Source organism: Celeribacter sp. HF31 (assembly GCF_011806455.1).
Taxonomy (GTDB): Bacteria; Pseudomonadota; Alphaproteobacteria; order Rhodobacterales; family Rhodobacteraceae; genus Celeribacter.
On the sequence record NZ_JAATOT010000004.1, the window covers coordinates 122,115 to 147,567 of the forward strand.

The 25,453-nt window shown below is 58.8% G+C and carries 31 protein-coding genes; 13 read left to right on the forward strand and 18 right to left on the reverse strand.

The window, feature by feature from the left end:
• Positions 1-4: 4 nt before the first annotated feature.
• The 7 genes from rimM to ffh form a co-directional block, all read right to left on the reverse strand.
• Positions 5-514, reverse strand: coding sequence for a ribosome maturation factor RimM (rimM, locus tag HCZ23_RS09610; RefSeq protein WP_167601519.1), 510 nt, complete (start codon positions 512-514; stop codon positions 5-7).
• 107 nt (positions 515-621) lie between these two features.
• A complete protein-coding gene (bluB, locus tag HCZ23_RS09615) occupies positions 622-1,269 on the reverse strand; it encodes a 5,6-dimethylbenzimidazole synthase (RefSeq protein WP_167601520.1) in 648 nt (215 codons plus the stop codon).
• 204 nt (positions 1,270-1,473) lie between these two features.
• Positions 1,474-1,863, reverse strand: a complete 390-nt coding sequence (gene rpsP, locus HCZ23_RS09620; RefSeq protein ID WP_167601521.1) for a 30S ribosomal protein S16 — start codon at positions 1,861-1,863, stop codon at positions 1,474-1,476.
• 49 nt (positions 1,864-1,912) lie between these two features.
• Positions 1,913-2,212, reverse strand: a complete 300-nt coding sequence (locus HCZ23_RS09625) for a chorismate mutase (RefSeq protein ID WP_167601522.1) — start codon at positions 2,210-2,212, stop codon at positions 1,913-1,915.
• Positions 2,209-2,757: a GNAT family N-acetyltransferase gene (locus HCZ23_RS09630; RefSeq protein ID WP_167601523.1), complete on the reverse strand. Its 549-nt coding sequence runs from the start codon at positions 2,755-2,757 to the stop codon at positions 2,209-2,211. Before HCZ23_RS09630 ends, HCZ23_RS09625 begins: the two co-directional genes overlap by 4 nt.
• Entirely contained in the window at positions 2,754-3,278 is a 525-nt protein-coding gene (locus tag HCZ23_RS09635; protein WP_167601524.1) for a GNAT family N-acetyltransferase, read from the reverse strand. The genes HCZ23_RS09630 and HCZ23_RS09635 overlap by 4 nt, the downstream gene beginning before the upstream one ends.
• A 1-nt stretch (position 3,279) precedes the next feature.
• Positions 3,280-4,794: a signal recognition particle protein gene (ffh, locus tag HCZ23_RS09640; RefSeq protein WP_167601525.1), complete on the reverse strand. Its 1,515-nt coding sequence runs from the start codon at positions 4,792-4,794 to the stop codon at positions 3,280-3,282.
• A 321-nt stretch (positions 4,795-5,115) separates the two neighbouring features.
• Here ffh and HCZ23_RS09645 point away from each other — a divergent pair, with 321 nt between their 5' ends.
• The 3 genes from HCZ23_RS09645 (at position 5,116) to HCZ23_RS09655 (ending at position 7,925) form a co-directional block, all read left to right on the forward strand.
• Positions 5,116-5,955, forward strand: a complete 840-nt coding sequence (locus HCZ23_RS09645) for a putative nucleotide-diphospho-sugar transferase (protein ID WP_167601526.1) — start codon at positions 5,116-5,118, stop codon at positions 5,953-5,955.
• 66 nt (positions 5,956-6,021) lie between these two features.
• Positions 6,022-6,915 (forward strand): LysR family transcriptional regulator, encoded by an 894-nt coding sequence (locus HCZ23_RS09650; protein ID WP_167601527.1) that lies wholly within the window; start codon positions 6,022-6,024, stop codon positions 6,913-6,915.
• A 158-nt stretch (positions 6,916-7,073) separates the two neighbouring features.
• A complete protein-coding gene (locus HCZ23_RS09655; protein WP_167601862.1) occupies positions 7,074-7,925 on the forward strand; it encodes a DMT family transporter in 852 nt (283 codons plus the stop codon).
• Between the two features lie 196 nt (positions 7,926-8,121).
• Here the strand turns inward: HCZ23_RS09655 and HCZ23_RS09660 are convergent, their stop codons facing one another.
• Positions 8,122-8,457, reverse strand: a complete 336-nt coding sequence (locus HCZ23_RS09660; RefSeq protein WP_167601863.1) for a helix-turn-helix transcriptional regulator — start codon at positions 8,455-8,457, stop codon at positions 8,122-8,124.
• A 229-nt stretch (positions 8,458-8,686) separates the two neighbouring features.
• Between HCZ23_RS09660 and HCZ23_RS09665 the strand changes: the two genes are divergently transcribed.
• From HCZ23_RS09665 to HCZ23_RS09690, 6 genes are all read left to right on the forward strand, one after another.
• Positions 8,687-9,061: an AtpZ/AtpI family protein gene (locus HCZ23_RS09665; RefSeq protein WP_167601528.1), complete on the forward strand. Its 375-nt coding sequence runs from the start codon at positions 8,687-8,689 to the stop codon at positions 9,059-9,061.
• Positions 9,051-9,806, forward strand: a complete 756-nt coding sequence (locus HCZ23_RS09670) for a F0F1 ATP synthase subunit A (protein WP_167601529.1) — start codon at positions 9,051-9,053, stop codon at positions 9,804-9,806. Before HCZ23_RS09665 ends, HCZ23_RS09670 begins: the two co-directional genes overlap by 11 nt.
• Positions 9,807-9,866: 60 nt before the next feature.
• Positions 9,867-10,103: a F0F1 ATP synthase subunit C gene (locus tag HCZ23_RS09675; protein ID WP_066608699.1), complete on the forward strand. Its 237-nt coding sequence runs from the start codon at positions 9,867-9,869 to the stop codon at positions 10,101-10,103.
• 108 nt (positions 10,104-10,211) lie between these two features.
• Positions 10,212-10,748 (forward strand): F0F1 ATP synthase subunit B', encoded by a 537-nt coding sequence (locus tag HCZ23_RS09680; RefSeq protein ID WP_167601530.1) that lies wholly within the window; start codon positions 10,212-10,214, stop codon positions 10,746-10,748.
• A gap of 4 nt (positions 10,749-10,752) precedes the next feature.
• A complete protein-coding gene (locus HCZ23_RS09685; RefSeq protein ID WP_167601531.1) occupies positions 10,753-11,310 on the forward strand; it encodes a F0F1 ATP synthase subunit B in 558 nt (185 codons plus the stop codon).
• Positions 11,311-11,425: 115 nt separating this feature from the next.
• A complete protein-coding gene (locus HCZ23_RS09690; protein WP_167601532.1) occupies positions 11,426-11,806 on the forward strand; it encodes a GFA family protein in 381 nt (126 codons plus the stop codon).
• Here the strand turns inward: HCZ23_RS09690 and HCZ23_RS09695 are convergent, their stop codons facing one another.
• From HCZ23_RS09695 to HCZ23_RS09710, 4 genes are all read right to left on the reverse strand, one after another.
• The gene (locus HCZ23_RS09695) at positions 11,807-12,577 is read right to left on the reverse strand and encodes a FadR/GntR family transcriptional regulator (protein ID WP_167601533.1); all 771 of its coding nucleotides are present in this window, start codon (positions 12,575-12,577) and stop codon (positions 11,807-11,809) included.
• Between the two features lie 104 nt (positions 12,578-12,681).
• The gene (locus HCZ23_RS09700; RefSeq protein ID WP_167601534.1) at positions 12,682-13,332 is read right to left on the reverse strand and encodes an OmpA family protein; all 651 of its coding nucleotides are present in this window, start codon (positions 13,330-13,332) and stop codon (positions 12,682-12,684) included.
• Between the two features lie 79 nt (positions 13,333-13,411).
• Positions 13,412-14,314: a methylated-DNA--[protein]-cysteine S-methyltransferase gene (locus tag HCZ23_RS09705; RefSeq protein ID WP_167601535.1), complete on the reverse strand. Its 903-nt coding sequence runs from the start codon at positions 14,312-14,314 to the stop codon at positions 13,412-13,414.
• Positions 14,315-14,403: 89 nt separating this feature from the next.
• The gene (locus HCZ23_RS09710) at positions 14,404-15,090 is read right to left on the reverse strand and encodes a Hint domain-containing protein (protein WP_167601536.1); all 687 of its coding nucleotides are present in this window, start codon (positions 15,088-15,090) and stop codon (positions 14,404-14,406) included.
• 188 nt (positions 15,091-15,278) lie between these two features.
• Between HCZ23_RS09710 and nth the strand changes: the two genes are divergently transcribed.
• Positions 15,279-15,926, forward strand: a complete 648-nt coding sequence (nth, locus tag HCZ23_RS09715; RefSeq protein WP_167601537.1) for an endonuclease III — start codon at positions 15,279-15,281, stop codon at positions 15,924-15,926.
• Positions 15,919-16,905 carry an adenosine kinase gene (locus HCZ23_RS09720; RefSeq protein ID WP_167601538.1) on the forward strand — a complete coding sequence of 329 codons (987 nt, stop codon included), beginning with the start codon at positions 15,919-15,921 and terminating at the stop codon, positions 16,903-16,905. Before nth ends, HCZ23_RS09720 begins: the two co-directional genes overlap by 8 nt.
• Before the next feature lie 83 nt (positions 16,906-16,988).
• Here HCZ23_RS09720 and polA read toward each other — a convergent pair whose 3' ends face one another.
• The 3 genes from polA to HCZ23_RS09735 form a co-directional block, all read right to left on the reverse strand.
• Positions 16,989-19,796: a DNA polymerase I gene (gene polA / locus HCZ23_RS09725; protein ID WP_167601539.1), complete on the reverse strand. Its 2,808-nt coding sequence runs from the start codon at positions 19,794-19,796 to the stop codon at positions 16,989-16,991.
• 234 nt (positions 19,797-20,030) lie between these two features.
• Positions 20,031-20,453, reverse strand: coding sequence for a globin domain-containing protein (locus HCZ23_RS09730; RefSeq protein ID WP_167601540.1), 423 nt, complete (start codon positions 20,451-20,453; stop codon positions 20,031-20,033).
• A gap of 107 nt (positions 20,454-20,560) precedes the next feature.
• Entirely contained in the window at positions 20,561-20,743 is a 183-nt protein-coding gene (locus tag HCZ23_RS09735; protein WP_167601541.1) for a zinc-finger domain-containing protein, read from the reverse strand.
• Positions 20,744-20,958: 215 nt separating this feature from the next.
• On the opposite strand from HCZ23_RS09735, the gene HCZ23_RS09740 reads away from it, so the two are divergent.
• A complete protein-coding gene (locus tag HCZ23_RS09740) occupies positions 20,959-21,909 on the forward strand; it encodes an ABC transporter ATP-binding protein (protein ID WP_254870065.1) in 951 nt (316 codons plus the stop codon).
• 80 nt (positions 21,910-21,989) lie between these two features.
• Here the strand turns inward: HCZ23_RS09740 and HCZ23_RS09745 are convergent, their stop codons facing one another.
• Entirely contained in the window at positions 21,990-22,367 is a 378-nt protein-coding gene (locus tag HCZ23_RS09745; protein WP_167601542.1) for an HIT domain-containing protein, read from the reverse strand.
• Positions 22,368-22,379: 12 nt separating this feature from the next.
• On the reverse strand, positions 22,380-23,957 hold the full coding sequence (locus HCZ23_RS09750) for a DUF5928 domain-containing protein (RefSeq protein ID WP_167601543.1): 1,578 nt from the start codon (positions 23,955-23,957) through the stop codon (positions 22,380-22,382).
• A gap of 133 nt (positions 23,958-24,090) precedes the next feature.
• On the opposite strand from HCZ23_RS09750, the gene HCZ23_RS09755 reads away from it, so the two are divergent.
• On the forward strand, positions 24,091-24,909 hold the full coding sequence (locus tag HCZ23_RS09755; RefSeq protein WP_167601544.1) for a sulfotransferase family protein: 819 nt from the start codon (positions 24,091-24,093) through the stop codon (positions 24,907-24,909).
• Positions 24,910-25,081: 172 nt separating this feature from the next.
• On the opposite strand, the gene HCZ23_RS09760 is transcribed toward HCZ23_RS09755, so the two are convergent.
• A complete protein-coding gene (locus tag HCZ23_RS09760) occupies positions 25,082-25,423 on the reverse strand; it encodes a hypothetical protein (protein WP_175580891.1) in 342 nt (113 codons plus the stop codon).
• Positions 25,424-25,453: the final 30 nt, after the last annotated feature.

Consider the following 25,453-nt stretch of genomic DNA (forward strand, 5'->3'; position numbering starts at 1 on the left):
TCGCTCATTCGAACAGACCCTCGGGCGGGTCGGCGATGATGCGGCCTGCGGCCAGATCGACCGTCGGCACATTGGCCATGGTAAAAGGCAAAAGCACCGGCGTCTTGAGCCCCGGCCCATGCACTTCCAACAGATCGCCCGCGCCGTGGTTGAGCACATTGCGCACCTGGCCAAGCTCGGTGCCGCCGGTGTCCAGAACGGTGAGGCCGATCAGATCGGCGTGGTAATATTCGTCATCGGGCAGCGACGGCAGCGCGTCGCGGTCGGCAAACAGCGTCACGCCCTTGAGCGCATCGGCCTCTTCCTTGGTGTCCACGCCCTCGATCTCGGCGGCAAAGCCGTTCTTGATCGCGCGGGTCAGTGTCAGCTCAAAGGTCTGCGTGCCGTCTTCCGAGGTCAAAGGCGCGTAATCGCCGATGGCTTCGGGATCGGAGCAAAAGCTTTTGATCCGCACTTCGCCATGTACGCCAAAGGCGCCGGCGATGGCTCCGACGATGATCCGCGTGTCACTCATGTTTGGCTCGCTGTTTGAGGTCTGGACGATTTCGCGCCAACCTAAAGCGTTTTCAGGCGGGTTTGAAGCACCCGCCTGAGGGAATTCGCAGGTCTCAGCGCAGAAGATCAGCGCGCGAGAAGCTCAAGCTCCGGCGCGCGGGTCTCATAGCCACGGGTTTGCAGGTCCGGCTCGGTGCTGTCTGCGGTCGGGTAGCCGATGCAGAGATAGCCCACCAGCTTCCAGCTTTGCGCGATGTCGAGATCGGCCTGAAGCTGTGCCGGATCAAAGCGGGACACCCAGCCCATGCCGATGCCTTCGACGCGTAGCGCCAGCCAGAATTGCATGATCGCGGCGGCGACGGAATAGTCCAACACCTGCGGGATGGAGGAGAGATCGAGCACATGCCCTTCGGTCGCGGCGCCGTCGCTGAACACGGCGTATTGCACCGGCGCCACTTCAAGCCCTTTGAGCTTTTGCGTGGCAAAGCCCTGCGCGGTTTCGCCATCCGCACCGGAGAGCGCACTGGCGTTGAAGCTTTTGAAATTCTCTATGACGGTTTTGCGCGCGCCCTCGCTCTTGATCTCGACGAGCCGCCAGGGCTGGGTCAGGCTGACGGAAGGCGCCAGTTTGAAGGCGTCGAGACAGCGCGCGAGGGCTGCGGCATCGACGGGCGTGTCCTGAAAGCTGCGCACATCGCGGCGCCAGCGCATAAGCTCGGAAAAATCTTTACGAAAAGCGGCAGAAAACTGTCCGATTGCAGCGGTGTTGATCATCTTCGATCCCCTGGGAGTGCTCAGATATGACGTCAGCGTAGCGAGTTGATTTTACGTTCACTTTGATTGTGCGCAAATCTTAGGGTGTAAGGGTAACCCTATATTATTGCTCACAGATCAAGAGGGAAAGAGAAAAGCGCAGATGGGCGAACCACCTGCGCTTTCGAATGAGAGAGACTCACTCGGACGGATATCCGGGTGTGCTTACTCTTCAGCAGCGGCCTCTTCTGCCGGTGCAGCAGCAGCTTCAGCGGCCTCGGCAGCTTTCGCAGCTTTCTCTTCAGCGCGGTCCTGCGCTTTTTTGCCCGGAACGGCTTTCTTCGGGTTGTTGCGCTCTTTTTTCTCGAGCACGCCAGCCGCTTCGAGCATGCGGGAGATACGGTCGGTCGGCTGGGCGCCTTGGCCGAGCCAGTATTGCACGCGCTCCATGTTCATTTTCACACGCTCTTCGCTGTCTTTCGGCAGGAGCGGGTTGTAGGTGCCGAGCTTCTCGATGAAGCGACCGTCACGCGGCATGCGCGAATCGGCGGCAACGATGCTGTAGAAGGGGCGTTTTTTGGAACCGCCGCGGGCGAGACGAATTTTCATAGCCATGATGTGTTTCTCCTAAGTCTGACTATTAAGCCAAGGTCCGGGTGAGGCCTTAGCAATCCTGGTGTTTTTCGTGGTGGTGAATGACTTCCTGAATGATGAATTTCAGGAATTCCTTTGCAAATTCCGGGTCGAGATCCGCCGCAACGGCGAGCTCTTCGAGCCGGGCAATCTGGTTTTCTTCGCGCGCCGGGTCCGACGGCGGAAGATCGTGGGCGGCCTTGAGCTTGCCAACGGCCTGCGTGTGTTTGAACCGCTCGCCCAGCGTGTAGACGAGGATCGCGTCCAGCCGGTCGATGCTTTCGCGATGCTCCTTGAGCACCTCCTGCGCGCGGATTTGGGTCTCGTTCATGCGTAGGCCTCCATGCCGCCGTCTTGCAGCGCGTCTGGGGTGGGGTGGCGGTAGACCACGGTTTCCGCGAGGCTCTCGCCATCCGGTCGCGCGGCGCTGTCGTCTCGGGTTGCGCCGAGACGTTCCGCCAGAGCAATCGAGCGGGTGTTCATCGGGTCGATGTAGGACACCAATGTGTCGCGGCCCATTTCGACATAGGCATAATCGCGCGCGGCCTCGGCGGCCTCGAAGGCGTAACCATGCCCTTCGCCCTCAGAGGTCAACATCCATCCGAGTTCCAGTTCTGGGAAGTGATCCGGCTTCAACAAGGCAACCTGACCGACAAAGGTCCCGTCTTCGAGACGTTCCACCCCCCAGGCGCCATGCCCGAACAGCTGCCATTGCGCCACATCGGAGCAAAAGCTGAACCACGCCTGACGGCGTTGGAGCTGCCCCATGTAGCTGGCGCGATCAGAGGAGAAGACATCGGCGTAAGCGTCGAAATCCTCGATCCGATGGCCGCGCAAGCGCAGGCGCTGGGTTTCTATGGTGGGGGCGAGGGTCATTTTTGCGCTCCTGCTGGGAAATGCCGATAGGCGACACATCCGGGTAAGCAGGCAGGGATGGCCGCCTGTGCGTCGATGACTGCCCCCAAGCGAGTGGCCAGTGCTTTGGATCCAAGGTTTTCAGGGTCAATATAGCTGACCACAGTCGACCAGCCGAGACGATCAAACAGATAGGTCAAAACAGCTTTGCAGGCTTCGGCGGCAAAGCCGTGACCCTCATATTCTGTCGAGGTCAAAAGCCACGACAGTTCCGGTTCAGAGAAGTCACAAGGATGTACGGGACCTGCCATGCCGATGGGTTCGCCCGTCTCTTTGAGGGTGATCGTAAAAAGCCCGTAGCCCAAGAGCATCCATTGTCCGGCATAGGTTGCCAATCGTCTCCAAGCCTGATCCTCAGGCAGAGGGCCGCCATAAAACCGTGCGCGCTCTTGTGCGAAGAATTGCGTTATTGCCGCAATGTCATCGCCACAGGGCGCGCGCAGGATCAGACGATCCGTGGTTATGGTGGGGGCCAGCGTCATGTTATTTCTTTTTCCCGAAGCCCGACAGACCCGGCGGCAAGGACGCGCCGCCCAGACCCGGAAGACCACCAAGTCCGCCCATGCCTTTCGGCATCGCGCCACCCAAAGCTTTGGTTGCCTCGGCCATTTTCGCCGGGTCCATGTCCTCAAGGCCCTGCGGACCGCCTTTGCCCAACATGCCTTTCAAGGCCTGTTTGAACATGCCGCCCTTCATCTTGCTCATCTTTTTCATCGCATCCGACATCTGGCGGTGCATCTTGATCAGCTGATTGAGCTCAGACACCTCAAGACCCGCGCCTTTGGCGATGCGTTTCTTGCGCGAGGCTTGCAGGAGTTGCGGGTTGGCGCGCTCTTTCTTGGTCATCGAGTTGATCAGCGCGACCTGACGTTTGAAAACGCTGTCGTCAAAGCCGCTCTCTTTGATCTGCGAGGCGGCTTTTTTCATGCCCGGCATCATGCCCATGATCGATTCCATGCCGCCCATTTTCTGCATCTGCTCGAGCTGCATCTTCATGTCGTTCATGTTGAACCGACCCTTGGCAAAGCGCCGGGCCATCTTTTCGGCCTGTTCGGCCTCGATGGTTTCCTGCGCTTTCTCGACGAGGGCCACGATGTCGCCCATGCCAAGGATGCGGCCCGCGACGCGGTCCGGGTGGAACTCTTCGAGCGCGTCCATCTTTTCGCCGAGACCGACGAATTTGATCGGCTTGCCAGTGACCGCACGCATGGAAAGCGCCGCACCACCGCGACCGTCGCCGTCCATCCGGGTCAGGACGACGCCGGAGATGCCGATGCGGCCGTCAAAGTTTTCCGCCGTGTGCACGGCGTCCTGACCGGTGAGGCCGTCCACAACGAGAAGGGTTTCACGCGGCGAGGTGATCGCTTTGACCTCCTCGACCTCGGCCATCAGCGCATCGTCAATGGACAGACGCCCGGCGGTGTCGAGCATATAGACGTCATACCCGGCCATGGCGGCCTGTTGTTTCGCGCGTTTGGCGATGTCGGCGGGGCTTTGACCCGGCACGATCGGAAGCGTATCGACGCCGATCTGTTCGCCCAAGACTTTGAGCTGGTCCATCGCAGCGGGGCGGTAGACGTCCAAAGACGCCATCAGCACGCGCTTGCCGTGTTTTTCTTTCAGGCGCTTGGCGAGTTTTGCCGTGGTCGTGGTCTTACCACCCCCTTGCAGGCCGACCATGAGGATCGGAGCGGGCGGGTTGTCGACCTTGAGAGACCCGATGTCGGCCTCGTCGCCTTGCAACACATGCACCAGCTCGTCGTGCACGATTTTGACGACCTGCTGACCCGGCGTGACGGATTTGGTCACGGCCTGACCGGTGGCTTTCTCGGTCACCGCCTTGACGAAATCGCGGGCAACCGGCAGCGAGACGTCGGCCTCAAGAAGCGCGACACGCACTTCGCGCAGCGCGGTTTTCACATCGTCTTCGGACAGGGCACCTTGTTTGGTGAGCTTGTCGAAGACGCCTGAGAGGCGGTCGGACAGATTTTCAAACATGGGCCGTTCTCCTTTAAAGGGGCCGTTGACGATATGCTCCATCTGGGGACGAAGCGGCGAATTTTACACCCCGAGCGCTGCCATCAAACACTGACAACGCGGCAAATGCACATTTGCCCCCGTGGGCGTATAACGCTGACGGGGGGCGATCCTGGCCTATGGCCTGAGGACCGGAAGATGCACACTTCCGGGAAATTTGATCCGGTCTCTACGCGCGTGCGTAAGAGGAGTCAAGACAAAGCGCATATGGCCGACTGGATTGCCAAGCCTGTTGCGCTACACTTTTCATACGCCCGTTTCTACACCCGGTGGGAGGGACAGATGCAAGACCTAAAGCCTGCGATATCTGAACAGGACGGCCTGACCTGCGGTGTGCTCTATGTGGCGGGGGGCGAGGACTATGTCGATCTGGCGATCCAATCGGCGCGCTCTTTGCGGGACCATGAGCCGGGGATTGCCATCGATCTGGTGACGGACCTGCCGGAAAACCTGCCCGCCGGGCTGTTTGATCGGGTCACGGCCAGCTACGACATGCATCCGCGCGAGAAACTCCGCGCTATGCCGGCGAGCCGCTTTGAACGCACGCTTTATGTCGACAGCGATACCCTCTTTGTGGCGCCTCTGGGCGATCTCTTCGGGATTCTCGACCGCTTCGAATGTGCGCTCTGCCATGACGTGCGCCGCGATTGGTCGCTGATCCGACAGGGCCGCGATCACATCACGCCCTACGCCTTTCCTCAGCACAATTCCGGCGTCTTCCTCTATCGCAACAGCCCCGCGATGCTGGACTTTCTCAATGACTGGGCGGAGAGATTCTTTGCCGACGACGACATCCATCGCGATCAGATCATCCTCAAGGATCTGCTCTGGGAAAGCGATCTGCGCTATTATGTCCTGCCGCCGGAGTTCAATCTGCGCCGGGTGACGATGCTCGATGCCTGGGAGCCGTTGGACGCCGTGCCGACGATCCTGCATTCGCATCGGTTTCAGGATCACATGCGCGAGCAAGGGGATGAGGCGCGCGGAGATCGGATCGCAACCCTGGAAGCGCTTCTCAAGGTTGAACGCGAAGCATTGGCCGAGGAATGGACCAAAGAAGAGGCGCTCCCCGAGGCAGCGCGCGTCTGGGCCGAATTAAGAAACCGCTCCGCTGCAAAATAGCTTGTAATTCCGAACAGGTCTCACGATGATCGGCGCCAACTGTTCCCCTCTGCACATGAGGCCGCTATGTCCGTCGAAAATTGGGATGAGTTCCGCACCGCGTTTCAGGTTGCAAAAATGGGCACCGTCTCCGGCGCCGCTCAAGCGCTTGGCGTGCACCACGCCACCGTGATCCGCCATATTGATGCGCTTGAGGGCCGTCTGGGCGTCAAACTCTTTCAACGCCATGCCCGCGGCTACACGCCGACCGAGGCGGGGATTGACCTTTTGAAAGTGGCGCAGACCACCGACGATCAATTCTCGCAACTCGTCTCCCGGATCAAAGGCCGGGGCGAAGAGGTGGTCGGAGAGCTGGTCGTCACCTCCCTGCCGGGGATGGGGCCTCTGTTGGCGCCGATTCTGGCCGAGTTCCAACGCGATCACCCAGGGCTGACCGTGCGCTATCTGGCGGGCGAGCGGGTGTTCCGGCTCGAATATGGCGAGGCCCATATCGCGATCCGGGGCGGTAAGCCGCCGCAGGAACCCGACAATGTGGTGCAGCCTTTCTACCGTCAGGCCTTTGGTCTTTACGCCCATCAAAGCTACATCGACGCCTTCGGTGCGCCGCAGGGCGAGGGCGAGGAATTGGCGCATGAATTGCGGTTCGTGTCCCTCGATGACGTCAATTCCCGCGCGCCGTTCATGGTCTGGATGAACGATCATGTGCCGTCTGACCGGATCGTGTTCCGCACCTCCGATTTGACGGCCATGTCCGATGCGATCCTTGCGGGCGCAGGCGCTGGCTTCCTGCCGACCTGGATGGCGCATGACAATCCCGATCTGGTGCAGATCATGTCACCGCAACCCGAATGGGAAAGCCAGAACTGGCTGGTGACCCATGTCGATTTGCACCGCACGCCGAAAGTTCAGTCTTTCCTGACCTTCCTGAAGGCACGCGCCAAGGAATGGCCCTATTCCTGATCTGTGACGGATTATGCGTGCGTGCTGTGCGTAAGCGGCGCATGGACCTTGTCTGGCGCTGTCGCTAAAACACGTGCGATCAATTGAATTTATCAGAGGACGCATCGCCCTTGCCTCATTCTGCTGCCGCCAAGGATCGCCGCAACGGGCATCTGGCGATGCTCACCTTCTCATGCCTCGTCGCCGGGTCCTTTTCCTTGGGCGCCATGGCCGCCAATGAGATTACGCCGCTCGCCTTGAACGGCGTGCGGTTCACCATCGCCACGCTTGTCATCGGCATCATGACGATGCTCACGGGGGGCATTTCGCGGGAGGCCACCCGTCAGCCGTGGCGCTACCTCATCCTTGGTGGTATTTTCGCGCTTTACTTCGTGATGATGTTCGTGGGCCTGCAAACTGCGGAACCTGTTTCCGCCTCCGCCGTCTTCACCCTGACCCCTCTCCTGGCGGCAGGCTTCGGCTATCTGATCATGCGCCAAATCACCACGCGCCGCATCGCCATCGCGCTTGCCATCGGGGCGGCAGGCGCGCTTTGGGTGATTTTCCGCGCCGATATTCAGGCGTTTCTGGCCTTTCATGTCGGACGCGGGGAGGCGCTTTATTTCATCGGTGTCGTGGCTCATGCGATTTACACCCCGATGGTGCCGCGCCTGCATCGCGGCGAGCGCACGCTCGTTTTCACCTTTTTTGTGTTGGCCTCCGCCACGATCGTCATTTTGCTCTTCGGCTGGAAAGACATGCTGGCGACCGACTGGGCGCATCTTCCAGCCATCGTCTGGATCGCCTTGGGCTATATCACCATCTTCGCCACCACCATCACCGCCTCTTTGCTGGCCTATGCCTCCGTGCGGCTGGCGGCGGCCAAGGTCATGGCCTACACCTATCTTGTGCCGTCCTGGGTGATCATCTGGGAGATCGCTCTGGGCCACGGCACGCCGCCCGCTCTGGTCTTTGGCGGCATCGGCCTGACAATCCTGGCGCTCTATCTTTTGCTCAAGCACGAGGCCTGATAGCCCCCGACGGGAACAAATTCACATTGCTGTGCGTTGGTCTTTCAAATCAAAAGAGGAACACAGTTATGAACAACGTCATCTATCTGGTCGGTCTTATCGTGGTTGTCGGTGCTATCTTGAGCTTTGTCTTCTGAGCGCTGAGCGACATCTGAAATCAACAAAGACGCGCGGCTCCCTTGAGGCCGTGCGTTTTTTATGCGTCGCCCTCTTGCGACAGCTCGCGTTCAAGAAATCGCTCCAGCCCGTCGAGGTCAATCTCGTCGAACTGCCCGAAGCCCTGCATCCACACCGACGCCGCGCGCATCGCGTCCGGCTCCAGCTTGCACCATTTCACCCGCCCGCGCTTTTCCTGCGCGATCAATCCTGCGCGGGTCAGAATGGTCAGGTGCTTCGACACCGCCGCCAGGGACATCTCGAACGGATCGGCCACATCGGTGACCGCCATGTCATCCTCCAACAGCATCGACAGGATGGCCCGACGGGTCGGGTCTCCAAGGGCTGCAAAGATGAGGTCGAGATCGTGAGACATGTCTTGCCGATAGGCGTGCTGGCCGGCTTGGTCAACCATTTGGTTGAATAACGAAAACGCGAGCCTTTTGCGCTAACGGCGCTGTTTGCCATGTTCTTGCGTTTCCTTTGTTGCAAAAATACTCAATAAAATCATTGGCTTAATGCGGCATTGAAAGGGGCAATTCCGCGTTGACTCTAAACCCGCCCCCGCATAGCTTGCCCGCAACTGACCGTAGGGGGCCATTCACATGTCCGAACCGCATGATCCCGAGCGTTTGCGCGCTTTGGAAGAGCGGCTGAGCCAGGTGAAAGAGGCGCAAAAGCCCAAAACCTCCCGCGGCGAAGAACACTTTTCTCAGGCGAACATGGCCTGGCGGATGGTGACGGAATTGGTGGCCGGTCTTCTGATCGGCTTCGGTGTGGGATACGGGCTGGATAAGCTTTTGGGCACAATGCCCCTGTTTCTCGTGCTGTTTATCGGATTTGGCCTCGCGGCCGGCGTCAAGACGATGATGCGCACCGCGCGGGACATTGAAAAACAACAGGTCGCTGAACTGAACGCGACCGAATATGACAACGCGGAGACGTCCGCAGGTACTGAGAGGGACAAACATGGCGACTGAGGCTCACGGTTCGGAAAGCAGCCTGGTGTTTCACCCGATGGACCAGTTCAAGGTCACGCCGCTCTTTGGCGACGGGGCAGTGCATTGGTACACCATCACCAACGTGACGCTCTGGATGGCGATCTCCGTCATCGGCGTTATCCTTCTGCTGGTCGTCGGCTCCCGTGGTCGCGCCATCGTGCCGTCGAAAGGCCAGTCCATCGCGGAACTGACCTACGGCTTCGTCTACAAGATGATCGAGGATGTGACCGGCAAAGATGCCGTGAAATACTTCCCCTATGTGATGACGCTCTTCATCTTCATCGTCTTCTCGAACATGCTGGGCCTTTTGCCGCTGTCTTTCACCACGACCTCCCACATCGCCGTCACCGGTGTGTTGGCGCTTCTGGTGTTCCTTTTCGTGACCATCCTCGGTTTCGTGAAGAACGGCTCCAAATTCCTCGCCCTCTTCTGGGTCAGCTCCGCACCGATGGCCGTGCGCCCGCTTCTCGCGGTGATCGAGCTGATCTCCTACTTCGTGCGTCCCGTCAGCCACTCCATCCGTCTTGCGGGTAACATGATGGCCGGTCACGCCGTGATCAAAGTGTTCGCCGGTTTTGCCGCGATCGCCGCGATCTCTCCGGTCTCCATTCTGGCGATCACCGCCATGTATGGTCTCGAAATTCTCGTGGCCTTTATCCAGGCCTACGTCTTCACCATTCTGACCTGTGTCTATCTGAAAGACGCGCTGCACCCGGTCCACTAAGACCGCGCACAAACAGGTTCGAACTCAATCCAGCCAATTCCAACGTAAGGAGATACCACAATGGAAGGCAATATCGCAGAACTCGGCAAATACATCGGTGTTGGTCTGACCGCTATCGGCATGGGCGGCGCAGCAATGGGTGTGGGCAACGTGGCAGGTAACTACCTCTCCGGCGCTCTTCGCAACCCCTCCGCCGCTGCTTCGCAAACCGCGACGCTCTTCATCGGCATGGCCTTCGCAGAAGCTCTGGGGATCTTCTCGTTCCTCGTCGCTCTGCTGCTGATGTTCGCCGTCTGATCCGACGCTCCATCCTTACGGCAGGGTGGGACTTCGTTTAGTCCCACCCTCGCGTAATATAGGGGTCTCTCCCTTTCGGGAGACACAGGTCAGAGCCAGGAGGACAAGATGGCAACCGAAACACACGGGGTAGAAGCCGCACACGGCGCCGCAGAAGCCGGCATGCCGCAGCTCGATTTCTCCACTTTCCCCAACCAGATTTTCTGGCTTCTGGTCACGCTCGTCGTGATCTATTTCGTGCTGTCCAAGATCGCCCTGCCGCGCATCTCTACGGTGCTCGCCGAGCGCTCCGGCACGATCATGAATGATATTTCCGCCGCCGAAGAGCTGAAGCTCAAGGCGAAAGAAGCGGAAGAGGCGTATAACGCTGCACTGGCCGAGGCGAAAGCTCAGGCCCAGCAAATCGCCAATGAAACCCGTGCGGCCATTCAGGCCGATCTCGATGCCGCGACCGCCAAGGCCGATGCAGAGATCTCCGCGAAAACCGCCGAATCTGAAAAAGCCATCGCTGAGATCCGCGACGGGGCTTTGGAAAGCGTCAAGGACGTCGCCAAAGATACCGCCAAGGAACTCGTCGCCGCCATGGGCTCCTCCGCCGATGCGCGTTCGATCACGGCTGCTGTCACGGCACGGATGAAAGGCTAAGGACATGAAAAAACTTTCTCTCCTCCTCGCCCTCACCGCGGCTAGCCCGGCCTTCGCGGCAACCGGTCCGTTCTTCTCGCTGAAGAACACCAACTTCGTCGTGCTCCTGGGCTTTTTGGTCTTCGTCGGCATTCTTCTCTGGAAGAAAGTCCCCTCGATGATCGGCGGCATGCTCGATCAGCGCGCCGCAGGCATCAAATCCGAACTGGACGAAGCCCGCGCCCTGCGTGAAGAAGCTCAGTCGATCCTCGCCTCCTACGAGCGCAAACAGCGCGAAGTTCAGGATCAGGCCGACGCCATCGTCGCGCAAGCAAAGAAAGACGCGGAAGCCGCCGCGGTGAAAGCGAAAGAGGATCTGAAATCCTCCATCGCCCGCCGCCTCGCGGCCGCCGAAGAGCAAATTGGTGCCGCTGAAGCCGCCGCGATCCGCGAAGTCCGCAACACGGCAATTTCCGTCGCCGTGGCTGCTGCAAGCGATGTGATCGCGAAAAACATGACTGCTGCGGACGCCAACGCTCTGATCGACACCTCGATTGCCGAAGTTGGTGACAAGCTGCACTAAGTCTTTGTTTGATCTCCTGACCGGATCAGACAGACCCTGATCGAAAGCCCCGCCACATCGGCGGGGCTTTTTGAGTATTTGGCCTGCAATGAAGACACGACAGAGGAAACGCATTATGCCGAAGACCTATCAGGGAAGCTGTCATTGTGGCGCCACAGGGTTTGAGGTCACTGCCGAGATCGACCACATGCGGGTTTGTGATTGTTCCATTTGTCGCAAACGTGGTGCGCTGAATTTTCGGGTGCCGAAAGAGGCGTTGCAGATGTTGACGCCCCTAGAGGACATGACCGTCTACCGTTGGGGCACGATGACCGGGGCCGATTATTTTTGTCCGCACTGCGGCATTTCTCCGTTCCGTCGTCCCTCGGCCCCGACTGAAAAAGAACTGGCGGCAGGGGCGACGCGTTTCGAAGGCTGGGCCATCAATCTGCGCTGTTTGGAAGGCGTTGATCTGGAGGCTTTGCCGGTGGTGACCATCAAAGGCAGCGCGCTGTGATCACCCGCGCGCCTGTTCATGTTCGAATCTGAGCTTTGCGACCTCTTCATTGCGCTCGAACCTCTGCTGATCCAAAAGCGCCTCTTCGACATAGTCGAGATGCTGCGTGACGGCGGCGCGGGCGGCCTCCGGGTCACGGTCCTGAAGCGCGTCGTGAATGGCGCGGTGTTGCTCCAAAAGCTGGGCGCGGTTGGTGCGCTGTTTGAACATCACCGAGCGGTTATAGAACACGCCCTCGCGCAACAGATCGAACATAGAGCGCATCATGTGCAGCATGATGACGTTATGCGAGGCCTCGATGATCGACAGGTGAAACTCCGCGTCGAGACGGGCCTCTTCGGTCGGATTGCGTTTCGGATGGGCCGCTTCCATCTTTTGAAAGATCGTGGCGATGACTTTCAGGTCGGTGTCGGAGGCCATCTTTGCGGCGCGCTCGGCGGCCAGCCCCTCCATATCTCGGCGAAAGGCGATGTAGTCGAACACTGCCTCGTCATGGCTGCCGAAGAGTTTGACCAACGCCGGCGAGAAGGCCGACCCCAAGACATCGGCCACGAAGATGCCGGCATTGGCGCGGGTCTCCAACAGGCCCTTGTCGGTCAGTTCCGCCACGGCCTCGCGCACTGAGGGGCGCGACACGCCCAGCCGCTCCGCCAGATCGCGCTCTGAGGGCAGGCGCTCGCCAGGCCGCAAAATTCCACGCAGGATCAAAAGCTCGACCTGACGTGCAACAGAGGCGCTGAGTTTTTCGGGGGTGACTTTTTGAAAGGGCATGGGGCTCTCGTGCTGTGACTGGTCAGATTATATGACCAGCGCAGGTTCTGAGCCATAAAAAAGGCCGGGACAGGCCCGGCCTTTCGAAATCTGTATCAGAGCGATCAGGCCGAGGTCGGCGTGATGACGATCTCGACGCGACGGTTCTGGGCCTTGCCCTCCGGCGTCAGGTTGGTGGCGATCGGTTGGTCTTCGCCACGGCCAAAGGCATGCACCCGACCGGTGGCAACGCCATTGCCGGTCAGCACGGTCGCGACCGCCGTCGCACGACGGGTCGACAGCTCTTGGTTATAGCCCGCAGACCCGGTGTTGTCGGTGTGACCGATGATTTGAACCGTGGTGTTCGGGTAGTCCTGGAGGTTATAGGCCAGCTTGCGTAGGTCGGTTTGCAGCGAGGGCACAACAACGGCGCTGTCGGTCGCGAACAGGATGTCCTGCGGCATGGTCACGATCAGCTGCGAGCCGGTGTTGACGATTTTCACGTCATCATTGCCAAGATCCTCACGCAGATCGGCGGCCTGTTGGTCCAGACGCTGACCGATGGCACCGCCCACGGCCCCACCGATCATGGCGCCCACGGCGACCTTGGCAAGCTTGTCATTGTCACCCGAGGTGGCGGCGGCGGTGATGCCGCCGAGGGCCGCACCGAGGGCGACGCCTTGCGTGGCTTTGGAATTGGGGTCGTAGCTGTCCATACAGGCGGTCAGGCCAAAGCTGGCCACGAGAGGGATAGCGATATAAAGCGGGGATTTCATTTGGATCCTCCTTGAAAAACTGCTCTTGACGCTGGTTTTACCTGCGTCTCGCGGCTCTGGCACGGTGGATTTATCGCAATCACGAAAATGTGGCGGGTTTTCGCTCAGGCGTGAGGGCGTCGGCCTTGAGGCTTTCATAGGCCAAAAGCGCGCGTTTGACCGGCAGGCCCCAGTGATAGCCGCCCAGGGCCCCGGTTTTGCGCAACACGCGGTGGCAGGGGATGAGCCAGCTCACGGGGTTATGCCCGACGGCTGTGCCAACGGCGCGCACCGCCTTGGGGTTGCCGATGGCGCGGGCAATGTCGGAATAGGTGGTGACCTGACCGGACGGGATCGACAGGAGTGCTTCCCAGACTTTGATCTGAAACGGTCCGCCGATGAGATGCAGCTTGGTGTCTCCGCCGCCAAGAGCGGCCTCGACAAAGGGGCGCACCGCGTCGGAGTTTTTCACGAAAGAGGCTTTGGGCCAGCGGGAAGACAGGTCGGCAAAGGCATCCTGATCGCGACATTCGGAGGTGAACGCCAGGGCACAAAGCCCGCGCGGCGTGGCCATCGCGAGGCTACGCCCGAAAGGTGTGTCGAACCAGCCGTAGGAAATCGTCAGGCCATCGCCTTTGCGGGCATATTCGCCGGGGCTCATCGCCTCCCAACGCACGAACAAATCGTGCAGGCGTCCGGTGCTGGACATGCCCGTGGCCTCTGTCGTGTCCAAGAGGCTGTGGTTTTGGGTGATGAGGGCCTTGGCATGACCCAGGGTCAGATATTGCTGAAACCGTTTCGGAGAGACACCGGCCCATTGGCTAAAGAGCTTTTGCAAATGAAAGGGCGACATGCCCAATTCGGCGGCGAGAGTGTCCAGCGACAGGGGCTGTTCGGACTGGTCGATGATGTCGATGGCCCGGCGCACGACGTTGAAGTGGTAGCGATCTTCAAAAGGCTCGGGCGCTGAGACAGTCTCGATGTTTTCAGTGTGAGGCGGCATCGGGCAGGCTCCGGGCAGAGATCAGACAGGCGATCAGATGGGAGAAGCCTAACTTGTCCCATGGGCCTTGCCGACCCGAAACTTGCGGATTAGGCGGCCATACGCCGCGCCGCGACGGCCGAGCGCGGTTGCAACACGACTGCCTCACCGGGGGCAAGCGTCATCCTCGCCCGCTGTGCCCGGATCAGAGAGGGGCCGAGCTTGGCCGTGATTTCCGCCCGCGCCAGCGCCCCCAAAGCGACAAGCGTGTCTTCGTCCGGGAACAGGCTTTCAGTCCAGACACCTTCGGCCAAAAGCATCTGATGGTCGGCCATGACGAGATGGCAATAGGCATAGTCCGAGGCAGGCGGTGTATAGTCGATCTCCGATTCGGTTGCGAGATCGCCGGAGGGCACCAGCACCTCGCTCTCAAAGAAATGCAATTCGACCTGCGCCGAGCGCAGCAGGACATGATGGCCGGGCGCGAGGATCAGATCACGCTCCGGCGTGCGTTTGCCAAAGGCGCCAGCGTGGAGGCGCAAGGGCGGCTTTACACCTTCATCCGTCAAGGCGCTGCGACCGACCCAAAGAAGCGGTTTGTAGCCCTCGTCACGAGTCAGCAACAGATCGCCGGGACGCAGCCATTCGACGGGTTGCGGTCCCTCGCTGGTCTCGATCATGACACCGGGGCCAAAGCCCGAGAGGCCATAGCTGGACAGTTTGTCCATCTGATAGGTCTCATCCTCTTCTATGAGCGCCGCACCCGCGATCATGCCGTAAGCCGCAAAGGGGTCCATTCTGTCGTCCCAATTGAATCTCTGTGGGTTGAGAATGCAGGTCAGAGTTGAAGCGAGGATTAATTCCTGCCCTGTTTTGAGGTAAAAAATGACACGGATTTTCATCTGATTTTCAGAGGATTTTAGGAAAACCCCATCTATCACAGGAACGACTTGCCCCGATCCCTTCGACAAGGCATTAGAAGCCTATGACCAAACAGCTCGATTACCATACGATCCATGAGATTTTCACCCGTTTCCAGGCCGCTGAGCCCGAGCCCAAGGGCGAGCTTGACCATGTGAACGCCTATACCTTGGTGGTGGCCGTCGCGCTGTCTGCACAGGCGACCGACAAGGGCGTCAACAAGGCGACGAAAGAGCTGTTTAAAATCGCCGACACACCGCAAAAAATGCTCGATCTGGGCGAAGAGGGGCTGATCGAGCATATCAAAACCATCGGGCTTTACCGCAACAAGGCGAAGAATGTCATCAAGTTGAGCCAGATTTTGGTCGACGACTATGACGGCATCGTGCCCTCGTCGCGCGCCGCATTGGAGAGCCTTCCGGGGGTCGGGCGCAAGACTGCGAATGTCGTGCTGAACATGTGGTGGCATGTGCCCACGCAAGCGGTGGATACGCATATTTTCCGTTTCGGCAATCGCTCGGGCGTGGCCGTGGGCAAGGATGTGGTGGCGGTCGAACGCGCCATCGAAGACCATATTCCTGCCGAATTTCAACAGCATGCGCATCACTGGATGATCCTGCACGGACGCTACACCTGTGTTGCGCGCAAACCGAAATGCAGCGCGTGCCTGATCCGCGATCTGTGCATGTTCGAGGAGAAAAACCTTGACTAAAACCTATCAGGTTGTCGGCATCGGCAACGCCATCGTCGATGTGATCACCCAGGCCGATGACAGTTTTCTGGAACTCATGGGCATCGAGAAAGGCATCATGCAGCTCGTGGAACGCGAGCGGGGCGAGTTGCTTTATGGTGCAATGTCCAACCGGGTGCAGACGCCGGGCGGCTCCGTGGCGAACACTCTGGCGGGGCTGGGTACTTTGGGCCTCAAGACCGGCTTTATCGGCCGGGTGCATGACGACGCTCTGGGCCGGTTTTATGCCGCCGAGATGGAGGCCGATGGCACCGCTTTCGTCAACGCGCCGGTGCCGGGCGGCGAACTTCCGACCTCGCGCTCGATGATTTTTGTCTCGCCGGATGGGGAGCGCTCGATGAACACCTACCTCGGGATTTCGTCGGAAATTTCCGAAGAGGATGTGTCGGAGGCGGTCGCGGGCGATGCGGAGATCATGTTCCTCGAAGGCTATCTCTACGACAAGCCCAAAGGCAAATACGCCTTCGACCAAGCCGCGAAGCTGACCAAGGCCGCGGGCGGCAAGGTCGGGATTTCTCTGTCCGATCCGTTCTGCGTCGACCGTCACCGTGACGATTTCCGGACCTTTGTGAAGGAGCTGGATTTTGTCATCGGCAACGAACACGAATGGGAAAGCCTCTACCAGACCGACCTATCGACCGCGCTGGAAACGGCGGCCATGGAATCGGGTCTCGTGGTCTGTACGCGCTCTGGCTCTGACGTGGTTTTGGTGCAGGGCGATGAAGAGGCCGTGGTGCCGGTCAATCGCGTGCAACCCGTGGACACCACTGGCGCGGGCGACCAATTCGCCGCCGGTTTCCTATACGGCTACGCGACGGGGCAGAGCCTTGCGACCTGTGGGCGTATGGGCTGTGTTGCCGCCGCAGAAGTGATTTCCCACATCGGGCCGCGGCCAGAGGCGAATTTGAAAGTCCTGTTCCAGAAGGAAGGCCTGATTTAAGGCTTTTCTGATGCTTTGAATGTGAAAACGGCGCGAGGAACATCGCTCCGTTTTTGAGTATTTGAGCTGCAATGAAGACAGGCTCAATGTGCTTCGGCCCAATTGTCGCCGATGCCTGCGTCCACTTCGATCGGCACATCAAGTTTCACGGCGGGCTCGGAGGCGGTTTCCATCACGTCCTTGACCACTTCGATCACCTGATCGCAGGCGTCCTCATCAACCTCAAAGATCAATTCGTCGTGGACCTGCAACAGCATGGTTGCGGGCAGGTCTTTGATCGCGTCGGGCATGCGGACCATGGCGCGGCGGATGATGTCGGCGGCGGAGCCTTGAATGGGCGCGTTGATGGCCTGACGTTTGGCGAAGCCGGCTTGCGGGCCTTTGGCGGCGATTTCCGGCGTGTGGATTTTGCGGCCAAAGAGGGTCTCGACGTATTTATGCGCTTTGGCGAATTCCACCGTGTCGTCCATATAGGCGCGGATGCCGGGGAAACGTTCGAAATAGCGGTCGATAAAGCCCTGCGCCTCTTTGCGCGGAATGCGCAGGTTGCGGGCGAGGCCGAACCCGGAGATGCCGTAGATCACGCCGAAGTTGATCGCCTTGGCCTGGCGGCGGACCATCGGGTCCATGCCTTCGATCGGGACATTGAACATCTCAGACGCCGTCATGGCGTGAATGTCCAAGCCGTCGCGGAAGGCCTGTTTCAGACTGTCGATGCCGGCGACATGGGCGAGAATGCGCAGCTCGATCTGGGAATAGTCGAGCGAAATCAGTTTCTTGCCGGGAGCGGCGATAAAGGCCTCGCGGATGCGGCGGCCTTCGTCGGAGCGCACGGGGATGTTTTGCAGGTTGGGGTCAGAGGAGGCCAAACGCCCGGTCACAGCGCCGGTTTGAACGTAGGAGGTATGCACGCGACCCGTCTCGGGGTGGATAAAGGTCTGAAGCGCGTCGGTGTAGGTGGATTTGAGTTTCGAGAGCTGCCGCCAATCCAACACGCGTCCGGGCAGGTCGTGTTCGGTGGCAAGGTCTTCGAGCACGTCGGCGGGGGTGGAATATTTGCCAGTCTTGCCCTTTTTGCCGCCCTCAAGGCCCATTTTCTCGAAGAGAATCTCGCCAAGCTGCGCGGGGCTTCCGACGTTGAAGGTCTCGCCCGCAAGCTCGTGAATCTCCGCCTCAAGCCCCGCCATTTTCTGGGCGAAAGCGTTCGACATGCGCGAGAGCACGTCGCGGTCAACGAGAACGCCGGCCATTTCCATCTGCGCCAAAACCGGCGAGAGCGGGCGCTCCAAGGTCTCATAGACGGTGGTGACGCGCTCAGCGTGCAAACGCGGTTTCAAAACCTGCCACAGCCGCAGCGTGATGTCGGCGTCCTCGGCGGCATATTCGACCGCTTTGCCGATCTCCACCTTGTCAAAAGTGATCGCGGATTTGCCGCTGCCCAAAAGGTCTTTTGTGGGGATCGGCGTGTGGTTCAGATAGCGCTCGGACAGCGCATCCATACCATGATTGTGGATACCGGCGTTCAGCGCATAGGACAGGAGCATCGTGTCGTCATAGGGCGCGACGCGCACACCGTGACGGGCAAAAATCTTGGCGTCATATTTCATGTTCTGGCCGATTTTGAGGATGCTGTCGTCCTCAAGCATCGGTTTCAGAGCGTCCAGAACCATGTTTTTCGACAGCTGCCCATCGACCAAATTGGAGCCGCCGAAGAGATCGTCCTCGCCCAAAGTATGGCCGACCGGGGTGTAACAGGCCTCGCCCGGCTCGACGCACAAGGAGACGCCAACCAGATCGGCCTGCATCTCGTCGAGCCCGGTCGTTTCGGTGTCGACGGCGACGTAGCCGCGGGCATAGATCGTGTCGATCCAACGCTCCAGCGCGCCCATGGTCGACACTTTTTCATAAGACGAGGTGTCAAACGGCCTGGCCTCTGGCGCCGCAGGGGCGTCGGGCGATTGGCTGGCAGCGAGGGCAGGGGCCTCGGGGATCGCAGGAGCCTCGACGCCGAAGCGTTCCGAGACGCGTTTGACGATGGTGCGGAATTCCATTTCCGTGAGGAATGACAAGAGCTTATCCTTGTCCGGCTCCTGCACCTCAAGGCTATCGAGGCTGAAATCCAACTCCATCTCGCAATCGAGTTTCACCAGATCGCGGGAAACGCGGATCAACTCGGCATTGTCCTCCAGCGTCTGGCGGCGTTTCGGCTGTTTGATCTCGTCGGTCCGCGACAGCAAGCTTTCAAGATCACCGAATTCGTTGATCAAAAGCGCCGCCGTCTTGATCCCGATGCCGGGGGCGCCGGGGACGTTGTCGACCGAGTCGCCCGCAAGCGCCTGCACATCGACGACACGCTCTGGGCCGACGCCGAATTTCTCTTCGACGCCCTCGCGGTCGATGCGTTTGTTTTTCATCGGGTCGAGCATCTCGACGCCGCCGCCGACCAGTTGCATCAGGTCTTTGTCCGAGGAAATGATGGTCACACGACCGCCCGCGTCACGCGCCTGATGAGAAAGCGTGCCGATGATGTCGTCGGCCTCAAAGCCGGTGATTTCGATACAGGCGACGTTGAAGGCGCGGGTGGCCTCGCGCGTCAGCGGGAATTGCGGCACCAGATCTTCGGGTGCGGGCGGGCGATTGGCTTTGTAGGCCGGATAGAGATCGTTGCGAAAGGTCTTGCCCGAAGCGTCGAAAATCACCGCCGCGTGCGTGGGCGCATCGGCGCCGGTGTTGGCCTCGATATAGCGGTAGAGCATGTTGCAAAACCCGCTGACCGCCCCCACGGGCAGACCGTCGGATTTGCGCGTCAGTGGCGGAAGCGCATGATAGGCGCGGAAAATAAACGCCGATCCGTCGATGAGGTGAAGATGGCTGCCCTTGCCGAATGTCATGACGCGTCTTTCCCTCTGCTCTTAACCCGTGCTCAAAAGTTGCGTCTTGATAGCACGGAAAGGCGCGCCCCCTGCAAGCAGGTATCGCCAATGGGAGCGGTTTATTGGCAAGGCGTCTCCGGTTAAAACGTCTCACATCAAATCTGAATCACAGATTTGGTGTGAAGCGCGCACAAGGTTTATATGTTGCACTGCGTTTTTTCTTTTCCTGTTTCAGAGAAAAAGAAAAACGCTTTACGCCACAGCGCGTGATTTCGCGCCCTCCAACATGCCTTTGGCGATAAAGTGCAAGACCGTGCGCCAGGCGTGAGCGTGTTCGATCGTCCAGTCGTCTCCGGTGTGTTCGGCAAAGACGTCAATAATCAACTCGCTGATAAGATCGTAGGTGTCTTTCCAGCTGCCGTAATTGGCATATTCTCGACCCAGACCATGCAATGTTGCAAACAGGGCGCCGGGATGATCGAGCGACAAAAGCGATAGCTCGATAATACTTTCCAAAGTACGGCCCCGGTCGTTGAGCGAGGTATGGTATTGCCCGTCGAATTCCGGCGCCATCGCGGCAAAGCGTTTGTACACCTCTTGCAAGGCGTCAAGACGCACAGGTGCGAGACGCCGAAAATTATTCCGAACCAAAGTGATTTGTTGGATCGTTAGCATGTCCCGACCTCTCAAAAAGCTGATGTCTGAGAGGTTAGGTGCAAGACTTTAACAAAGGGAAAACGCCAAACGCATTTTCACCTCGTTTCAGAGCCTTGCCGAAAGATTTACGCGTCTTTCAGCTTGGCGCTTTCATGGATGAATTTCTTGTCGCAATAGCCGCATTCCACATAGCCCGTGTCATGCGGGATCACCAACCAGACGCGCGGATGTCCAAGTGCACCTTCGCCGCCATCACAGGCCACTTTCCATGTGGAGACCACTTCGGTTTCCGGCGCTTGAATCGTCATCGTCCTGTCCTTTTCGCTATCGCATCGGCTCTGTCGCCCGCCGACACCAGAGGCCTGTGCGGGTCTGTGCAAGGGGCTTGGCGGTGGACGCGGTTGCCGCAGTCTCGTAGACCGCCTAAGTCAGGGCTGCATGATAGCGATCCGGGCGGCACGGACAAGGGGCAACCGTGCCCCGATCTGCGACGCAGGCAAAAGGAACAAAAGGAGCGAGACCCATGAGCAACACGCGCAACATGAGCTACGCACTCGAAATTGAAGCCCTGCGCAAGACCTATGGCGGCGGGGCAGGGCAGCCTGCGAAAGAGGCCTTGAAAGGCGTCGACCTGAAGATTCCGACGGGGTCGATCTTTGGTCTGTTGGGTCCGAATGGTGCCGGCAAATCGACGATGATCAACATCCTCGCCGGGCTGGTGATCAAAACCTCCGGCAAGGTGAAAATCTGGGGCTTCGATCAGGATGTGAATCCGCGTCAGTCGCGCGCCGCGATCGGTGTGATGCCGCAGGAGCTGAACCTCGATCCCTTCTTCACCCCGCGCGGCGCCTTGGAGGTGCAGGCCGGGCTTTACGGCGTGCCGAAACGCGACCGTCGCACAGATGAAATCCTTGATCTCATTGGACTTTCCGACAAGGCCGATGCCTATGCGCGCACGCTCTCGGGCGGGATGCGGCGGCGTCTTTTGCTGGGCAAAGCGCTGGTACATAACCCGCAAATTCTGGTGCTCGATGAGCCGACCGCAGGTGTCGACATCGAGCTGCGTCAGATGCTTTGGACCAATGTGCGCAAGCTCAACGAAGAGCGCGGCATGACGATCATTCTCACCACACACTACCTCGAAGAGGCGCAGGAAATGTGTGACGAGATCGCGATCATCAACCATGGCGCGTTGATCAAGCAGGATACGACGAAAAACCTTCTCGGCCTGATGGATGCAAAGACCCTCGTGATCGAACCGGACGGTGCCGCACCCGACAGTTTCGCGCTGCCCGAGGGCGTCAAAATGGAACGCCGTCGTGACGGCGCTTTCGTGTTCGATTTCTCGCGCGGTCAGGCCTCTGTCGGGGCGATTCTCGATGCGGTCAAAACCGCAGGGATCACCATCGGCGACGTGCGCACGATGGAACCGGATCTCGAAGACGTCTTTGTCGAGCTGACCTCCGGCAAATAACGCCTTTCTTTTTCTTGGTCAAAATACTCAATAAAAAACCCCGCCTTAGGCGGGGTTTTGTCATTTAAGGATGCAACTTATTATTTACAGGTCAGCGGCCCAACGGGCTCGCCGCCCAAGAGATGGACATGAAAATGCGGCACTTCCTGATGTGAGTGCTCGCCCGAGTTGGTCACCAGACGAAACCCCTGACCGCCCGCAGACTCGGCCACGCCGATCTGTTCGGCCACCTTGGCAACAGAGCGGAAAAAGTCGAGCTGTTCCGCCTCAGAGGCCGCCTGCACAAAATGGTCGTAACAGCGATAGGGCCCTTTCGGGATCACCAGAATATGCGCCTTTTTCTGCGGCGTGATGTCGGGAAAGGCAATCGTGTGTTCGCTCTCGAACACGGGAGACGAGGGGATCTCCCCGCGCAGGATTTTGGCAAAGATGTTCTGGTCATCATAGGCGTAGGGCATGGGGGGGCTCGCTTAGTCGGAAAACAGGTAATGCATCGAGACGATCTCGCGCGCTTTATCTTCGGAGATGCCGAGGAAGCGCGCAAGGGGGGGCGCGTTTTCCTCTGGTGTGTTGAACTGTGAAATCCGGGCGTAGTTCTCAAAATCCGCGTCGCGGATTTGATCGCTTTCATGGGTCATATCGGAGCGGATCGTCGGCAAAAGCCGCGCCAGCGCGTCGTCCGGCGTGTGATCGCCCGCGAGGCCCGTGCGCTTGGCATGTCCGATCAGATAGTCGTCGGTGAATTCGCACTCGATTTCCAAAAGCCGCGTGCCGGAACGGTCGGCATAAAAGTCGCGGATCAGCTCGATCCCCTCGGGGTCGAGGCAGACGATCATCCGATCCGTGTTGAAATAATCGAACAGCATCCGCACCCAGGCCCGACGGTGTCGCGTGCGTTTCTCGAGGCTTTTCTCGATCCCACCCAGATCGGGCAGGTAGGTGTGTTCCTCGTTGAAGAGGTATTCAAGACAGGGAATGTCGGTTTGGTTCTTGATCTCCGCGACCAACCGCTTGGCGACGTGCCATTTCTTGCAGACGATCATCAACAACTCGCGGTCGCGCCCCAGTGAGCTTTCGGTCTCCCAGAATCTCTGTGCAAACCGCCGCCCGTTGCGCCCGCGTCCCGAGAGGAACTGAAACAGTGACCGGCCTTCGTTCGAGATTTGGAAGTTCACGCCGGTCGCGGCAAAAAGATCGCCCAGCCGTTTTTTCAACTCTTTGGCATCCGGGGAGATTTTGCGCGCGAAGAGATAGTCCTGCGAAATCAGCAAATCGTAGTGGTCGTTGTAGAACACCACGGGCATGCCATAGTCGGTGAACATAAGGAACGTCTGCGTGCGGGTGCGGATTTCTTTCTCGGGCACCAGATGGCGGACGAGCGTCTGGAAAAACGTCTCATCGGGAATCCAACTGGTGCGGAAGAACTTCATCACGTCTTTGCGTTGACGCGTAAATTCGAGAATCCACTCGATGGTCCGGCGCCGCAGACACCACCACTGCGAGCCGATCATGATCTGAATGTCTTCGGGAATTTCGCGTTTGAGGCCCAGACGCTGTTGCATCTTCAGGCTCTCGTAGAACAACCATTTGTGCGTGCGCTCGTTGAACCAATGGCGATAGATCAGTCGCTCTTCCTTGATCCCCGTCTTGATCCAGTCGCTTTCGAAAAAGTCGAAACTTTCGATAAAATCGACATCCTCGCGGTCGAGGTAGTCATGCATATATTCTGCGGTCTTGATCGACATGCAGTCGCCGGAGAGCATGTAGAAATGCGTGGCGCGCGGGAAATCGCGCTCGGCCGCCTCGATGGCGTAAAGCGTCGCCTCAACAAGGCTCCACGCCCCCCAACCACATTTGATCCGCTTGGTCGCGAAGGTCACATTCGGATTGTCGTCGAGCCCCTTCTTGATGGTCTCGAACATCTCCTTGCCGCCGCGCGCATCGAAATGGATCGAGATATAATCCCCGGCCCGCGTCAGCCGACGGGCCTGGTCGATGATGGCCTCTGGGTCTTTATGGCACAGCAAGATGAAGGCAATTCGTGCCATATTGGAAACCGTAACCTCATTTTTGACGTATTGTTCGCATATAAGCGTAACCAATCATTGAATAATCAAGGCTAATTTGCTTTTAAAGCGAAAAGGGTCACGGTGAGCGTGACAAAGAGGAGTTGTGGTAAATATGGGCTTTCCCGGAACCTGGATGACCGAAAGCGAAAGTGTGGTCTATCGTGTCGTCCCCAAATGTGCCTGCTCGACCATCGGGCAAATCATGTTCTATTCCGATCATGGCGAATTTTTCGATGGCGACATCCACGACAGCAAGGATCGCATGCACAAATGGGCGCAAGAGGAAAGCCAGCCTCTGATCGAAGCCAATGTGCAGAGCCACAAAAGCTACGCCTTCACTTGTGTGCGAAACCCATACACCCGTGTTTTGTCGAGCTTTTTCGACAAAATTTGCGGCATTCAGCGCAACGGCAAACGCTATCGCGGCAATCTCGTGCCGCAGCTCATCCAGAAATACGGCATCGAGGTCGGCGGCCCGGACGGCAAGGATGATTTCGATCAGATCGCGAGCTTTCGGCGGTTTTTGTTGTTCGTGCGCGACACCATCCGTTGGCGCCGCCCGATGGATCCGGACATCCACTGGTCGGCGATGTCCGGCCATGTCTCGACCTTCATCGTGAACGGCGGTACCTACGACAAGATTTTCTTTACCGAGAAATTCAACGAAGGCATGCAGGACGTGCTCGATCACATCGAGACGCCCCATGCCGTCGATCTGACGCAAATCCCGCGGTTCAACGAATCCGAAGGCCACGGCCCGAAGCGTCTGCATCCGGTTGAGGACTATTTCGACGATCTCTCGATGCATTTGATGTGGGAAATCTACAAGCGTGATTTCCAGCTCTTCAAATATGATTTCGAGAATCCGGGCAACAAAATGCCGCTGGGCGAGGTCGATCTGGCGGAGGTGCACGCCAAACTGGGCGACTGATTTTTACCTCATGATCGGAATAGAAAAAATGCCGCGGGAGTTTCCTCCGCGGCATTTTTTCCGTTCGCACCAATCAGATCAGAACGAACTGGACCACCCGTTCACGCCTGTCTCAAAAATCGAGGGGACAGTTTTTGAGAGACAAAGCACACGCAAAGGTGTGCGGGGGCGCTTATTGGATGTTGTTCACGTTGGTTTGGGCCAGATCGGCACCGTTGGCGCCGACGAGCACGAACTCGATGTTGGAGCGCGGTGAGGACGACAGGCTGACTTTCACGTCGGTGTTGGCGCCGGCTTTGACGTCGGTGGAGCCAAGAAGAGCCACGCGCTCACCGCCGTGCACGGAGTAAACTTCGAGCGTTGCGGGTGCGTCGGCGCGGACGAGCTCGACGTTTGCGGTGGTTTTCGAGGAGGCCTGGTTGCCCGGGATGATGTAGTTCGGGCCAGCGAAAGCGGCGGAACCGGCAACGGCAACGATGGCAGCGGCAGCGAGGGTTTTGAAAGAGTTGGTCATGGTTTTGGTCCTTTATAAGTGTTTCGTGTG

Excerpts from the sequence above, each read along its gene's own strand:
- rimM (WP_167601519.1), bottom strand. The coding sequence starts at position 514 with ATGAGTGACACGCGGATCATCGTCGGAGCCATCGCCGGCGCCTTTGGC.
- bluB (WP_167601520.1), bottom strand. The coding sequence starts at position 1,269 with ATGATCAACACCGCTGCAATCGGACAGTTTTCTGCCGCTTTTCGTAAA.
- rpsP (WP_167601521.1), bottom strand. The coding sequence starts at position 1,863 with ATGGCTATGAAAATTCGTCTCGCCCGCGGCGGTTCCAAAAAACGCCCC.
- HCZ23_RS09625 (WP_167601522.1), bottom strand. The coding sequence starts at position 2,212 with ATGAACGAGACCCAAATCCGCGCGCAGGAGGTGCTCAAGGAGCATCGC.
- HCZ23_RS09630 (WP_167601523.1), bottom strand. The coding sequence starts at position 2,757 with ATGACCCTCGCCCCCACCATAGAAACCCAGCGCCTGCGCTTGCGCGGC.
- HCZ23_RS09635 (WP_167601524.1), bottom strand. The coding sequence starts at position 3,278 with ATGACGCTGGCCCCCACCATAACCACGGATCGTCTGATCCTGCGCGCG.
- ffh (WP_167601525.1), bottom strand. The coding sequence starts at position 4,794 with ATGTTTGAAAATCTGTCCGACCGCCTCTCAGGCGTCTTCGACAAGCTC.
- HCZ23_RS09645 (WP_167601526.1), top strand. The coding sequence starts at position 5,116 with ATGCAAGACCTAAAGCCTGCGATATCTGAACAGGACGGCCTGACCTGC.
- HCZ23_RS09650 (WP_167601527.1), top strand. The coding sequence starts at position 6,022 with ATGTCCGTCGAAAATTGGGATGAGTTCCGCACCGCGTTTCAGGTTGCA.
- HCZ23_RS09655 (WP_167601862.1), top strand. The coding sequence starts at position 7,074 with ATGCTCACCTTCTCATGCCTCGTCGCCGGGTCCTTTTCCTTGGGCGCC.
- HCZ23_RS09660 (WP_167601863.1), bottom strand. The coding sequence starts at position 8,457 with ATGTCTCACGATCTCGACCTCATCTTTGCAGCCCTTGGAGACCCGACC.
- HCZ23_RS09665 (WP_167601528.1), top strand. The coding sequence starts at position 8,687 with ATGTCCGAACCGCATGATCCCGAGCGTTTGCGCGCTTTGGAAGAGCGG.
- HCZ23_RS09670 (WP_167601529.1), top strand. The coding sequence starts at position 9,051 with ATGGCGACTGAGGCTCACGGTTCGGAAAGCAGCCTGGTGTTTCACCCG.
- HCZ23_RS09675 (WP_066608699.1), top strand. The coding sequence starts at position 9,867 with ATGGAAGGCAATATCGCAGAACTCGGCAAATACATCGGTGTTGGTCTG.
- HCZ23_RS09680 (WP_167601530.1), top strand. The coding sequence starts at position 10,212 with ATGGCAACCGAAACACACGGGGTAGAAGCCGCACACGGCGCCGCAGAA.
- HCZ23_RS09685 (WP_167601531.1), top strand. The coding sequence starts at position 10,753 with ATGAAAAAACTTTCTCTCCTCCTCGCCCTCACCGCGGCTAGCCCGGCC.
- HCZ23_RS09690 (WP_167601532.1), top strand. The coding sequence starts at position 11,426 with ATGCCGAAGACCTATCAGGGAAGCTGTCATTGTGGCGCCACAGGGTTT.
- HCZ23_RS09695 (WP_167601533.1), bottom strand. The coding sequence starts at position 12,577 with ATGCCCTTTCAAAAAGTCACCCCCGAAAAACTCAGCGCCTCTGTTGCA.
- HCZ23_RS09700 (WP_167601534.1), bottom strand. The coding sequence starts at position 13,332 with ATGAAATCCCCGCTTTATATCGCTATCCCTCTCGTGGCCAGCTTTGGC.
- HCZ23_RS09705 (WP_167601535.1), bottom strand. The coding sequence starts at position 14,314 with ATGCCGCCTCACACTGAAAACATCGAGACTGTCTCAGCGCCCGAGCCT.
- HCZ23_RS09710 (WP_167601536.1), bottom strand. The coding sequence starts at position 15,090 with ATGGACCCCTTTGCGGCTTACGGCATGATCGCGGGTGCGGCGCTCATA.
- nth (WP_167601537.1), top strand. The coding sequence starts at position 15,279 with ATGACCAAACAGCTCGATTACCATACGATCCATGAGATTTTCACCCGT.
- polA (WP_167601539.1), bottom strand. The coding sequence starts at position 19,796 with ATGACATTCGGCAAGGGCAGCCATCTTCACCTCATCGACGGATCGGCG.
- HCZ23_RS09730 (WP_167601540.1), bottom strand. The coding sequence starts at position 20,453 with ATGCTAACGATCCAACAAATCACTTTGGTTCGGAATAATTTTCGGCGT.
- HCZ23_RS09735 (WP_167601541.1), bottom strand. The coding sequence starts at position 20,743 with ATGACGATTCAAGCGCCGGAAACCGAAGTGGTCTCCACATGGAAAGTG.
- HCZ23_RS09740 (WP_254870065.1), top strand. The coding sequence starts at position 20,959 with ATGAGCAACACGCGCAACATGAGCTACGCACTCGAAATTGAAGCCCTG.
- HCZ23_RS09745 (WP_167601542.1), bottom strand. The coding sequence starts at position 22,367 with ATGCCCTACGCCTATGATGACCAGAACATCTTTGCCAAAATCCTGCGC.
- HCZ23_RS09750 (WP_167601543.1), bottom strand. The coding sequence starts at position 23,957 with ATGGCACGAATTGCCTTCATCTTGCTGTGCCATAAAGACCCAGAGGCC.
- HCZ23_RS09755 (WP_167601544.1), top strand. The coding sequence starts at position 24,091 with ATGGGCTTTCCCGGAACCTGGATGACCGAAAGCGAAAGTGTGGTCTAT.
- HCZ23_RS09760 (WP_175580891.1), bottom strand. The coding sequence starts at position 25,423 with ATGACCAACTCTTTCAAAACCCTCGCTGCCGCTGCCATCGTTGCCGTT.